Raw genomic sequence first — 12851 nt, 5'->3', positions numbered from 1 at the left:
TCAGGTTGAGGTCGGTATCGCGGTCACCACCACATCCGATCCCTGAGGTAAAGGACCGGAGGCGTAGCGCAGAAAGTGCCGCAAACCAAAACCGAAGACCAGACCATAAATCACTATTACACCGCAACATGAGGTGATGACCCATGAGAGTGGCATTGAGGATACACTCTCGGCGGTGCGCAGCATGCCAAAAATTGTCCAGGGCTGACGGCCAAGTTCGGTGACCAGCCAGCCGGCCAGCATGGCAATAAAACCTGACGGAGACGTCCAGACCAGCCACCAGAGCAATAGTCTGGCATCAAACAATCTGCCGCGTTTAAGCCGGTACGCCGCTACCGCACTGGTCATCAACATCAGTAACCCCAATCCCACCATGATACGAAACGAGAAAAAAACCGCAGCGACGGGAGGACGTTCATGCTCAGGAAATTCACTCAAACTCTTAATATGACCGGTCAGATTATGGCGAAGATAAAGAGAACCGATCATCGGTATCGCTACTTCCAGCTGATTGCGTTGCGCCTGTTGATCCGGCCAGGCAAACAGCCGCAGAGGTTCACCTTCTCCGGGGGCGGGCTGATGCCAGCTTCCTTCCATCGCGGCCACTTTCTGAGGCTGATAGTGAAGCGTATTTTCCCCATGCTGATCACCGACCACGATTTGTACCGGCGTTGCAACAACCGCGAACCAGATGGCTGCTTTCACCATGATCCTTGAGGTGGCTTCAGCGGGATGATGAAGCAGACGCCATGCGCCAATACCGGCAATCATAAATGCGACAGCAATCAGTGAGGCCAGCACCATATGGAAAAAGCGCCAAGCGAAAGAGGGGGCTGAAAGAAACGCCATCCAGTTTGTGGGATGGAAATTACCGTTTGCGTCACGCATAAAGTCCGCCGGCGTCTGCATCCAGGAATTAGCGGCAAGGATCCAGAAGGCGCTGAACAATGCTCCGGCTGCGACCAGACAGGTGATAACAAAATGCCACTTCGGCGGGATCTTCCCCATCCCGAATAGCATCACGCCCGTCAGCCCAGATTCCATAAAAAAGGCGATCAGCACTTCATAAAACAACAGTGGCCCGATAATGCCGCCTGCTTTTTGCGAAAATACCGACCAGTTGGTGCCGAACTGAAATTCCATCACTACGCCGGAAACGGCTCCAACGGCAACGGTGATGGCAAAAATTTTCAGCCAGAAGTGCAGGGCAGTACCCGAGGCTGCCTGTTTACCCCATAGCCAGCGGGCTTCGAACCATACCAGAAACGGAGCCAGTCCTAAGGTCAGTGCAGCCAGCGTGATGTGCATCGCCATAGTGAGCGCAAATTGTCCGCGTGACAGCAGCAGCACCCAGTCAGTTTCACTCATGCGTTTCTTTACCGGTATTTCGGGTCACAGGTTTCTGCTCTTCTTTCTGTATCTCTTCCCCAAAGGCTTTCAGGCCGTTAACGATCGGCATCAGACCACGCCATAAATCCTCATCATTGAGCAGTTTCATCATGCCGAGCACCCCGGGCGCCGTCTCTTCGTGTTTCGGTTCGTTACGCTCATTATCCTGGCGTACCGCCATAACGCCGGATTTGAGCGCCTGCAGCAGATGATTAAAATGCTCCGGCGGGATTTTGCTCAGCGTGATAAACAGCAGGGACAGGTTTTGCATGGCATTCTGGCTACCGGGCTGATTCATCCCGTCGACCAGAATACGCGCGATATCCGTATTTGCCCGTACCACATCGTTCAGCAAACGTAAAAACCCATGCTCATGCAGGCTCTCGGTTAAGGTATGCAGCATTTCCTGTGCGGTTGTTTCGGTGCTGGCAGGCGGCACCTGATATTCCTGTCGTTCAGCCATTAGAATTTCTCCGGATGTTCAACATGTTCAGGCGGCAGGCGATAACCATCCTGACGCCATTTATCTTCTGCTGGCACCTGGTTGATCGGGGTGCGCTGACCATAGCGGAAGTTTTCTCGCGGCAGGGGATCAGGTTGCGGAGTCCGCTCCAGTTTGGTCATCGTGACCGCGATTTCCTTATAAGCCGGGGTATTCACGTCCGGATCGTGGTGCTCTCCGGTCAGGCCATTCACGCCGGGTTTTCCATGATGAATGGGAATAAACAACACGTTACCGGCCACACGGTCCGTGATGAGCACCGGCACTTCCAGCGAGCCGCGGCGCGAAGTCAGGCGTACCCAATCCCCTTCCTGTAACTGACGTTCTGCCGCCAGCTGAGGGCCCACTTCCACATACCAGTTTGGCGAAAGGGAAGTGATTCTTCCTCCTTTGCCGGTCTGATTAGTTGACTGGAAGTGCTCAAGCATGCGGCCGTTATCGAGCAGCAAATCGTATTCGCTGCCCGATTCCTCCATGGGCGGATGCCACTCAAGCGGATACAGTCGTGCTTTGCCATCGGGAAATTGGAATTTGTCGGTATACAGCAGCGGCGTACTTTTACCGTCAGCACTGACCGGCCAAAGCTGAGACTGCCATCCGGACAGGCGTTCATAACTGACACCGGCAAAAATCCCGGCGATATTTGCCGCTTCCTGCATAATCTGGCCAGGATGCTGGTAATACCAGGGATGGCCAAGTTTGGAGGCCAGCATCGTCAGGATTTTCCAGTCCGGGAGGCTTTCACCCAGCGGTTTCATTACCTCATAAAAACGCTGGATACGCCGTTCGGTATTCACGAAGGTGCCTTCTTTTTCCACAGACGGGCAACCAGGCAGCACCACATCTGCAAATTCTGCGGTACGGCTCATAAAAATGTCCTGGACCACCATAAATTCCAGTTTGCTGAAAGCCTCATGAACATTCGTCGAATCTGCATCGGAAAATGCGGTCTCCTCTCCGATGATGTACATCGCCTTCAGCGCACCTTTATCGGCCTGTTGTACCATCTTAAAATTGTCTGCGCCCGCCTTGTCAGAGAGTGCCGCAGGGTCGACGCCCCAGGCTTCCGCCCACTTTTCACGCACCGCCGGGTCGGTGACTTTTTCATAGCCGGGATAAACATTACTCAGGCAACCGAAATCACTGGCCCCCTGAACATTGTTGTGGCCGCGCATCGGATAACCGCCGGTGCCCGGACGGCCATAATTGCCGGTCACCAGCAGTAAATTCGACAGCGCCGTGCTGGTATCGGCTCCGTGGCTGTGCTGGGTGATCCCCATCGCCCACAGCAGACAGACGCTTTTCGCCTGGCCGATCATCTCCGCGGCTGATACCAGTGTTTCGACACTCAGGCCCGTGATCTCACTGGCATATTCCAGCGTGAACGGCATAAGAGAGGCATAATATTCCGCGACCTGATTGACCCGCTGGTTCAGGAACTCTTCATCGGCATAACCGTGGTCAAACATGTAACGTGACATGGCCGAAGCCCAGACCAGATCGGTTCCCGGCTTGATTTGCAGGAACAGATCTGCGCGGTCGGCCATTTCATGCCGCCGGGGATCGACCACCAGCAGTTTTTGCGACCGGTGTTTATGTGACTGCTTGATATGTGAGGCAATCACCGGATGGTTTTCCGCCAGATTACTGCCGATCGTGATAATCAGGTCAGCCTGCTGCATATCTTTGATGGTTCCCGCATCGCCACCATAGCCGACCGTGCGGAACAGCCCCTGTGTGGCCGGGTTCTGGCAGTAGCGTGAGGAATTATCTACATTATTGGTGCCAAAAATCAGGCGGGCAATTTTTTGCGTCAGGTAAGCTTCTTCATTGCTGGCCTTGCTTGAACCAATAAAACCGATGGCGTCTCCCCCATGACGTTGTGCGATTTCACGCAACCGGCGGGCAACGGTCTCCAGCGCTTCGTCCCAGCTGGCAGGGCGGAAGCGTCCATTTTCGCGGATCAGTGGTGTGGTCAGCCGTTCCGGGCTGTTGACAAAATCCCAGCCAAATTTTCCTTTTACGCAGGTCGAGATACCGTTTGCCGGCGCCTCCGCCACAGGCTGCACTTTCAGTATATGGCGGTCACGCGTCCACATTTCGAAACTGCATCCTACGCCACAATACGTACATACCGTCTTCGTCCGCTTGATTTCCGCCTGCCGCAGCGCATTATCGATCAGGGAAATAGCCGTCACCGGCTCCGCGCCAATACTGTTCTCCAGGGCTTTAACGAAATCGATCAGCGGACGTTTAACCGGTTCAGGCATGGCGGTAAACGGACCGGCATCCGGTTGCATGGTTTTTTCCAACAGTGCGTTGCACGGGCACACAGTGACACAATGCCCACAACTGACGCAGCTTGAACCGGCGATTTGAGTCCCGCCATCCCAGCGTACGCGCGGATGAGCTTCGGTATAATCGATGGTCAGCGTTTCATTCACCTCAACGTTCTGGCAGGCTTCAACGCAACGACCACAGAGAATGCACTGATCCGGGTCGTAAGTATAAAAAGGGTTAGAATGGTCTTTCCCGTAGGGTTTTCGCTCGAAAGGGTAATACTGAATCGGGATATGCATATCGGCGACAGTATTGTGCAGGGTGCAGTCACCGGTGTTGTGTTCGCAAACCGTACAATACAGCTCATGGCGGTTAAGTATGCGATCCATCCCTTCTTCCTGCGCTGCGCGTATGGCGTCGCTCTGACTGTTCACTGCAAGACCATCATAGGTAGTGAGCGTGCAACCGCGCACTTTTTCACCATCCGCTTCTACCCAGCACACATCGCAGGTTTCCAGCGGTGGCAGCGCAGGGTGATAACAAACATGTGGCAGTTTTTTCCCCTGTTCTTGCAGAAAATCAATCAGCGGTTGATTAATCCTCCCCGTTAAAGGCTCGCCGTTATACAAAATCGTGCATGTTTGTTGGTTCATTAAACCCCCGCGTTCCGGTTAATGAAAAAGGCAATTTCCGCCCTGCTGGTTTGTAAGGTTATGTATATGAGCTTAGCTAACATGCTTTTTTCTTCAATTAATAACGCCAGATTTACATATTCTTCAGATAAATCTGTAAATCAGGAAAAAGGGAGGGCTAAGCGAAGATACCTTATCTTATTGATATATTGGCGTCAGGATCATAAAAGCATGGAATTATCCCCGGCGTGGAGTGCTATATCAACAGGGCTTAGAACAGACAATCGTGAGAACCGTGGAACATGGCTGCCTGCTGAAACGCATTTCATTACATATCGCAGGATATATATCTTTGTATTACAACCTCTTATTGCCTGACTCCGGTGCATCTGCAGGATGATCTTTTTGATAATCTGGTTGAGGTTTATTCCTTTCCCGCTTATGAATATCCTTATCCCGTTCATGATCTTGTCCGGATTTACTTTTATCTTGATCAGTGATGCCTGTCATTACAACAACCTCCCGTCATATTAATCGAATTAATCGAACTTAAAGTATAGCCACAGGTATCGCGTGTAATGTGATTAAAAAGGATAACAATGGCTGTCCTGACATTTAAATGTATAGCAAGCCTCTGTTTGTATTAAATGATTATTCACCAGGAGTCTCTTATAATAAATTGTTATTATGACACTCTGAACTTGCTTATCGTGAAATATTATTCAGACTTTGAAAGGTGTTAAATTTAATTAGGAGGCTTGTATGAAGATCAATAATCAGGAGATTATCGATGAATGTTATCAATGCGCTGAAGCATGTGATCACTGTGCTACATCCTGCCTTAACGAAGAAGACATTGGCATGATGAAAGCTTGTATCCGGCTGGACATGCAATGCGCCGCGATTTGTCGTCTTGCCGCGCATTTTCTGGCGCTCCAAAGCGGCTATGCGCAACAGATATGTTATCTGTGTGCGGACATTTGTACCGCCTGTGCTGAAGAATGTTCGCAACATCAGCATGACCACTGTCAGTACTGTGCGAAGCGCTGCCGGCAGTGTGCCGATATGTGCAGTAAGGTCGCCGCGTAAATTTCCTCTCTTAAAAAGGCCTGCAATGCAGGGTTTTAACAACCCGAATTTAGTTACAACATTCACATGATTTCCTTCTACTACTCCGTGCAAATCTGAAGCTCCCGAGCTGGCCCTTAATAACGGACCGTGCACAGCGGTAACACCCGTGTGGAACCTGGCCGCCCTGAAAAGCCGCGCCCCCGGGCCAAAGGCCCGGAACAGAGTGGCTTTAAAATGAATGTTGTAACTACTGCGGTTGTGTCGCTTTAAGAGGTTTTCCTTTGGTTTTAGAGTACACGCTCGTAAGCGCTTTTGCCGCTAACGCGGAGATACGCCCTGGCTTCGCCAGGACCACTCCGACCGCGTAATTAAACGTTTCATTGCTGTAAGCGGGAATGGTCTTGCAGGGCGGGGGGCTGCGCAGCGTCACCGGCGACCATAAGCTGAGGTATCCTATGTGACACTATTTGTCGGCTTCATGTGCTAACGCACACAAATACAACTTAACCGCAATTTAATTAGGGATGTTTGATAATATACAACCGATACAAACAATTATGAGGTTGCTATAAGTACAGAGGAAACGGACCAACTGTACGATCAAATGTGCCGGATTGTTGGAGATTTAGTATTTACGTTACATGACCTGGCTATTGAACCTAAACACATAGTGATAGCGGATCTGTTGAGAACAGCGCTAACAGCAAAGGTTGAGCGGCCAGAATCGATGATTACATGTATGAAAGAGCCAATCAAAGTACTGGAAACGTACAGACCAGCCTGACGTTGTGTCGGATAAGCCGCAAGAAAGGGTGTCTTCAGGGGAAAAGCGCGCGGAGGGCGTCTGGGGCGGTGAGCGCATGTTATGGTAAATTGAATATCCATACGGACTTAATGGCATCAGCAAGGAATGATTATGTACGGTAATGATGAAATTATCAGCCATTTACAGGCCAATAAGATTCTTGCGTTAAAGCTCGATCACGCATTAACGGGTGTTAGAGAAGAGGTATCAAATCAGATTGAAACGATAGGTGCAGGCGCACAGCGTGCATTGTATTACACATCCTGTTTCACGGATGAATATCAGGACGTCTGTCAGAAACAAAAGACTGAGGATATTCGATTTTCTAAAGGAGTCTACCATCTTCTCCAAAATGGCAATATTGCGTACGACATGCTTAAAATATATTTCGGAGAAATATTTAAATTTAAAACAACTACTCAATTAGAACACATCAAGCAGCGGCTTATGGCTGTGAATGTCCATATTGCTGCAAGTTCACTCACAAATGTCGGGTTTTCTTTAGCTGTTGCATCATCCGTTACCATCGGCATGAATCTAAATCTTGAAATCAGCGCACTAGCAGGACGCAGGGCGGGCGGGGTTGTTGGTGGGCTTGGCATATATGGCATAGTCCAGAAAGCAGCAAATAGTGCAGATCGTCTTCGCTTTACTTACCCTGCGTACTACTCTGCGCTATATGCTCAAGAACTGGAAATGATGTACTTCCTGATAGAGCCATTGTTTGAGCGGGCTGGCGCATTTAAAGCACTGTGGGGATCGGATGGTGATATTACAGACATCATCATCAAGATGATTAGATAAAATATGATGAATTTTATCAGAAGGGTTTTTAAGAGATTTTTCAAGTCATTATTTTCGATGTACGGACCCGCCGTACTAACACTTATATTTGCAGTTGTTCTAGTGCGTTTTCTCCCTGATGGCCCTTTATGGCCTGTGCCTCTATTTTTCGTGATCGTAATAGTTATTTTTTATCGCTACGTTAAATGATGATTAATTTATAAGGAAATTAAATGTCCACTCCCGCTCACTTATGGCTTGAAGATGAAAACGGCTCTCCCGTTGTCGGTAGCTGCATGATGCCACTGCGCTTAGGCTCTATCGAATTAAAATCATTCTCCCACGGCGTCACTATTCCCGTTGATCCACAATGGGGAAAACTCACAGGAACGCGCGTTCATCGGCCTATCTCGATAGTGAAAGAATTCGATCAGACTACACCACTCCTGTATCGCGCTGTGTGTGAAGGTCGAACAATGAAAAAGGCAACAATCAAGATGTACCGCATCCTGGAATCTGGCATCGAGGCTGAGTATTTCAATATCATCTTGGATAACGTCAAGCTCACGACGATTGCGCCGTACCTAGCTCCAAATGGTATGAGCAGTACGCATCTGGAAACGCTCGAGTTACGTTATGAAGCGATTACTTGGAAGTACACTGACGGGAATATTATCTACCGCGATTCATGGAATGATCGCTGTTGCGCATGACCCCATTTAGTAACAGTTTTTTTGCCTGATTTTTTTCAGGCAAAAAATGCCTAATCAGTCTGGTTAGCCTTCAAACCAAAAGCAGCATCCAGATAAAAAAGAAAATGAACGCTGAATGATTTCCTGAATGGCATTAACTGATTAGGTCTTTAACTCGACCGGATGACATATTGGCCCAATTTAATTGATTCTTGGCGTGCTACCCACTCATTGACTACACATCACTCTCCCTATTATGGCAACGTCAGCAGGCCATTGACCCATCTTTCTCATGAAAAATCGCCCTGTTTAAACCTGACCACCATCCTGGCCCAGCACGTTTCTGAGTGAAGTAACAGATAGATTAAAATCATAATTCATACTTATTTTTTATGAATTCATATTTAATTAATTTTGTCCTGATGGTTTTTTTTCCATCAGATCAATCATAACCCCTTCATGCGCCTGAAGGTTACGGATATAACGCATTAAAGTTTCAGGTTTTTTCCAGGTTCCTTCCTGCATAATCTGAGCGACCGCATAACCACGTCCTGCCATATCCTGTGCAGCACCTACGCGGGCACTGTGGCCAGTCCAGGTTTTGTATCGCCCCTTATTGGGATTGACAGTTTCAACGGTTCCAATCGTCTGCCACGCATGTGCAAAAATGGATTCCATCGCCGGCGTGCTCAGCGGACGGGTGATTGAAAAAGTTGCACTCCCCGAACGGTGCACCGGACAAAAGAGGAAGGCATCAGGTTCAGTGCTAATACCAGACAACGATAACCATTCTGACAACCGGTGCGAGGATTGCGAACTGAGAGATTTGATCAGTCCGCCAGTCTGAACAATCGTTTTGGTATAGCTCACGTTAAGGATGATCCTGCCATCCGGTGCCCGGGAAATATCCCGAACACGGAGACGGGATATTTCACTGACACGCAGCAAAGTACTGTAAGCGACATGCAGAAATGCCAGATCTCGTTTTTGGCGAAGTGATGCCGGGCCAGACCATAACGCATCAAGCTCAAGCAGATCCTCAAGACGAAAGGGCACAGCCTGGCCAGTACGTTCGCCAGTAACGACAGCAACACGATTTATCTTCTTCACCGCCCGGAAAACCAGAGGGGAAGCGTTTGGCGGTGTAAGACCGGCGTTACGGTGTAACATGGAAATCAATGAGCCATGCGTCGCAATTGTCGAAGAGGCTCGGCCGTTCTCTTGCAGCCAGTTCAGGTAATCGCGAAGGTCGGCCGGAAGCATAGGCAAAAATGGGCGGCGATTATCTATCGACCATCTGTGGCAGATCCGCATTACGCTCATCAGTTGCCGCCAGGTATTGGGTGAAAAGGCTTCCCGATCCTGTACAAACTCCTTAAGCCTGTCCAGAACATCTTCTTCGGCCTGGATAACAGGCAGCATCTGGTTCGTTGGTGTTAATTTACCCATAGATAGCTTAAAAAGCGAACTCCCAGTCACTGACAACGCTACGTGGATTCTGAGAAAGATGCAGGGGATTTACCTTGCAGATTTCACGTAGCGATATCTGTACGCGATCCACGGTGAAGAATCATTTGCATCTGTAACTACTGGATAGAATACCAGCCATCCCAGTAGACTACTAACTTTATATAAGTCCCATTATATAAAGTTAGTAAAAAAGAATCATCTACAGTGAAGTGAGGAATTTTTGGGAGAGAGTGGGTTCTTTTAACATAATTATGATTATGCGTACTTAATTGTTACTCCAAAGCGCTAATTTAGGAAACTGCGAGGAACAGTGATGATGTCGGCTGGCTGTTCGCTCTGGCGGACAAGCGCATGCGTGCGGTGATCAATGCCATGCATGAGGCACCCGACGCGAAATGGACTCTGCAGAAGCTCGCCGGGCAAGCCGCCATGTCACGCACAACCTTTGCGCTTCGGTTCAAGGAGTTCGTCGGCCTTTCGCCGATGGACTACCTGACGCGCTGGAGAATGACGCTCGCCGCAGACAGGCTGAGGCATTCCCGCGACTCAGTTGCTGAGATTGGCCGCGCGGTTGGGTATGAGTCCGAGAAATCCTTCAGTACGGCATTCAAACGGGTCATGAATTGTCCGCCACGCCAGTATGGTCGCGGACAACGCACAGCAGGTCACAGCGAACCGACGTGACAATTGGACGCGCTTCTCAGGACTTGTTCACCTGATCTGCTGGAGCCTTAACGCGTTATGCCTGAGCCTGCATCAAGAAGTCTGACGCCCACGGACCTTTGCGGAATGAAAACCAAACGAGTTGGAGAGATGTTTCATTGAAATAAACAATGTAACACCTCCGCCCCCCTGAAAAGCTGCCCCGCCCCGGGCCAAAGGCCCGGAACAAAGTGGCTTTAAAAGTGAATGTTGTAACTATTAAAAATGTGTCGCTTTAAGAGATGTGGCGTTAACGTTGAAGTACACGCGCGTAAGCGCCAAAGGCGCTTCGCCAGGACCACTCCGGCCACGTACCTTGACGTTTCATTGCTGTTAGCGGGAATGGTCTGGCAGGACGAGGGGTGAGCATCGGTGTTACCTATAAAACCAGGGCGGCTGCGCCGCGCTACCGGAGACCCTTACCGATAACGTTCCTTTCAAAATGGGGTGTCGCCTCCATGTACTGCACGCATTTGCAAACCCTAAAAACCGTTGCCAACATAGCGTTTTCGTTCGCAGGGAAGCGCTGCAAATTCCTGAATACTCATACCGCCCCAAAGTAGGCCTCTTCGATCGCGCTAAATCCAACCGTGAATTTCGCGCGACTTTAAAGTTAGATCACGCCTTGTTTTCGAGCTCAGGGATACCGCTGCTACGGTCTGCATATGCAGCCTGGAAACTTGGACGCTGCTGCCAGCGCTGCCAGTATGCATCCAGGAACTCGAAACGTTCGTCCAGCGGCGTAGCATTCACCGGGAACTTCGAGAACGCGATCGCGGTTGCCAGCGTGATGTCGGCGAAAGTAGGCTCGTCGCCCCCCAGCAGCCATTGGCGTCCGTCTGAAAGATGTTTGTTGACCAGTGCAGCATGGGCCAACGCTTCTTTACGGCAGTGTTCGCCCCAAGCTTCGTTCTTCGTCAATTCGAGTTTGAAGCCGAGACCGGTATGCAGAACGTGGAAAGCCGTGACGATTCGATACAGGATGTGAACCCAGATGCGGTTATCCCACATGTTGTCCAAGCCCTGTTCCAGCGGCGTATCCCCCATGATCTTGCGGCCGGGGTAGGACTGGTCCAGGTAACGGACGACAGCTGCAGTTTCGGAGATATAGCTACCGTCAGCGAGCTCGAGGGTCGGCGTCTCACCCCAAGCATTCATTTTCAAGTGACGCCATCCACGCTGTTCGCCAACCGGCGTCATGTCGTAAATAGTCTCCTGGAACTGATCAGCGATTCCCTTTTCATGCATGAACAGGCGCAGGCGCTGTGGGTTAGGGAAAGCCGAAGGCGAAGTAAAAACGTTCAGTTTGCTAGTCATTGTGTCGCTCCTAAAAGTAAATTGAGGTGTAGGTCAAAACCGTGCACTGCTTGAGTAGCGCGGCCTTGTCACGGTGTTGCTGAAGCTGTAGACGTACTTTAATGCGTTGTTCCTGGTTGATAAACCATGTAATAATCAATTCATTTATTACAAATGGTAATCAATATGGCAGCAGGTAACCCACTTCAGCTTGGCAGTATTGAACAGTTCTGCAGAGCAGCGGAGACCGGCAGCTTCACCAGTGCGGCTGAGACTCTCGGTCTGACGCCGGCCGCAGTCAGTCGGTCGATCAGTCGGCTCGAGCAGCGCCTCGGAGTACGTCTTTTTTTTCGGACCACCCGCGCCGTCAAGCTTACAACGGAGGGCGAGCTCTATTGGAAAGAATGTCATCTAGCGCTTGAGCAAATCGCCGAGGCTGAGCGAGCGATCACGGGTTCACAAACCGTCCCTAGCGGACCGCTACGCATTAGCGTCAGTGCTGCTTACGGAACGTTTCGCCTTTTACCCTTGATGCCCAAGTTCACTGATCTTTATCCGCAGGTCGATATCGAGATTAGTATCTCGGACAAAATAATCGACTTTGTTGAAGAAGGCTTCGACCTGGCAATCAGGCTAGGCGTTCCGCAAGATTCGCGTCTTGTCGCCTTAAAGCTTGAGGACGCCTCGCTTGGGGTATTTGGAACTCCGACATATCTTGCAAAAAAAGGTGAACCATACCGTATTGATGAGCTCAATCAACACGATTGCATCCAGTACATATCACCGAATACAGGGCGCCCGCTGCAGTGGCTGTTCACCGATGAATTAGGTACTTCAATCGAGAAACAGATAACGAGCCGGATGCGTGTACATAATGATGCGTTAGGGGCTGTCGCTTGGGTTAACGCGGGCGGAGGCCTTTATCAAACCTATCGCTTTGCAGTGGGAGACGCTTTAAGGCGTGGAGACCTTGTAGAGGTCCTTCAAAAATACAGCGGCTGCTCTCGCCCTTTTTCGATTCTCTACCCCCAGAATCGTCATCTATCGGCGCGAGTACGCGCATTTGTTGAGTTCTTGCGCTCAGCAGTGAAATCCTAACTTATAGGATGCGCTCGATATCGAAGTCGCAGCTTTTTTAGCACGATCAGACGTTCTCTCAGCGTTTGCTAGCGGCCCAGGCTGTGTAAAAATGCGAAAGCATAATGTTTTCAGGGGTCGCTTTACCATTC

At 50.0% G+C, this 12851-nt stretch carries 12 protein-coding genes; 6 read left to right on the top strand and 6 right to left on the bottom strand.

Annotated elements, in window-relative coordinates:
• The 4 genes from ACOZIO_RS23775 to ACOZIO_RS23760 all read right to left on the bottom strand — a co-directional run bounded on the left by ACOZIO_RS23775 (position 1) and on the right by ACOZIO_RS23760 (position 5313).
• Positions 1-1368 (bottom strand): cytochrome ubiquinol oxidase subunit I, encoded by a 1368-nt coding sequence (locus ACOZIO_RS23775; RefSeq protein WP_421595789.1) that lies wholly within the window; start codon positions 1366-1368, stop codon positions 1-3.
• Positions 1361-1852, bottom strand: coding sequence for a DUF1641 domain-containing protein (locus tag ACOZIO_RS23770; RefSeq protein WP_129955357.1), 492 nt, complete (start codon positions 1850-1852; stop codon positions 1361-1363). The genes ACOZIO_RS23775 and ACOZIO_RS23770 overlap by 8 nt, the downstream gene beginning before the upstream one ends.
• Positions 1852-4824, bottom strand: a complete 2973-nt coding sequence (fdhF, locus tag ACOZIO_RS23765) for a formate dehydrogenase subunit alpha (protein WP_421595787.1) — start codon at positions 4822-4824, stop codon at positions 1852-1854. Before fdhF ends, ACOZIO_RS23770 begins: the two co-directional genes overlap by 1 nt.
• A 336-nt stretch (positions 4825-5160) precedes the next feature.
• Positions 5161-5313, bottom strand: coding sequence for a hypothetical protein (locus tag ACOZIO_RS23760; protein WP_165383771.1), 153 nt, complete (start codon positions 5311-5313; stop codon positions 5161-5163).
• Positions 5314-5565: 252 nt separating this feature from the next.
• Here ACOZIO_RS23760 and ACOZIO_RS23755 point away from each other — a divergent pair, with 252 nt between their 5' ends.
• From ACOZIO_RS23755 to ACOZIO_RS23740, 4 genes are all read left to right on the top strand, one after another.
• Positions 5566-5892, top strand: a complete 327-nt coding sequence (locus tag ACOZIO_RS23755) for a four-helix bundle copper-binding protein (RefSeq protein ID WP_129955360.1) — start codon at positions 5566-5568, stop codon at positions 5890-5892.
• A 550-nt stretch (positions 5893-6442) separates the two neighbouring features.
• Positions 6443-6658, top strand: coding sequence for a DUF2767 family protein (locus tag ACOZIO_RS23750; RefSeq protein ID WP_276320347.1), 216 nt, complete (start codon positions 6443-6445; stop codon positions 6656-6658).
• 132 nt (positions 6659-6790) lie between these two features.
• Positions 6791-7483, top strand: coding sequence for a hypothetical protein (locus tag ACOZIO_RS23745; protein ID WP_129955364.1), 693 nt, complete (start codon positions 6791-6793; stop codon positions 7481-7483).
• A gap of 212 nt (positions 7484-7695) precedes the next feature.
• Positions 7696-8175 (top strand): Hcp family type VI secretion system effector, encoded by a 480-nt coding sequence (locus ACOZIO_RS23740; RefSeq protein WP_129955367.1) that lies wholly within the window; start codon positions 7696-7698, stop codon positions 8173-8175.
• 387 nt (positions 8176-8562) lie between these two features.
• Here the strand turns inward: ACOZIO_RS23740 and ACOZIO_RS23735 are convergent, their stop codons facing one another.
• Positions 8563-9603, bottom strand: coding sequence for a tyrosine-type recombinase/integrase (locus ACOZIO_RS23735; protein WP_421595784.1), 1041 nt, complete (start codon positions 9601-9603; stop codon positions 8563-8565).
• Positions 9604-9975: 372 nt separating this feature from the next.
• Here ACOZIO_RS23735 and ACOZIO_RS23730 point away from each other — a divergent pair, with 372 nt between their 5' ends.
• Positions 9976-10308 (top strand): helix-turn-helix transcriptional regulator, encoded by a 333-nt coding sequence (locus ACOZIO_RS23730; protein ID WP_129955370.1) that lies wholly within the window; start codon positions 9976-9978, stop codon positions 10306-10308.
• A 636-nt stretch (positions 10309-10944) separates the two neighbouring features.
• On the opposite strand, the gene ACOZIO_RS23725 is transcribed toward ACOZIO_RS23730, so the two are convergent.
• Positions 10945-11643: a glutathione S-transferase family protein gene (locus ACOZIO_RS23725; protein WP_014333875.1), complete on the bottom strand. Its 699-nt coding sequence runs from the start codon at positions 11641-11643 to the stop codon at positions 10945-10947.
• Between the two features lie 165 nt (positions 11644-11808).
• Here ACOZIO_RS23725 and ACOZIO_RS23720 point away from each other — a divergent pair, with 165 nt between their 5' ends.
• Positions 11809-12720 (top strand): LysR family transcriptional regulator, encoded by a 912-nt coding sequence (locus ACOZIO_RS23720; protein WP_421595783.1) that lies wholly within the window; start codon positions 11809-11811, stop codon positions 12718-12720.
• The last annotated feature ends 131 nt before the right edge of the window (positions 12721-12851 follow it).

The organism is Rahnella sp. PD4, from assembly GCF_049199325.1.
GTDB lineage: Bacteria > Pseudomonadota > Gammaproteobacteria > Enterobacterales > Enterobacteriaceae > Rahnella > Rahnella perminowiae.
The sequence above is the reverse complement of the archived record's forward strand: the minus strand, read 5'-3'. Positions and strand labels throughout refer to the sequence as shown.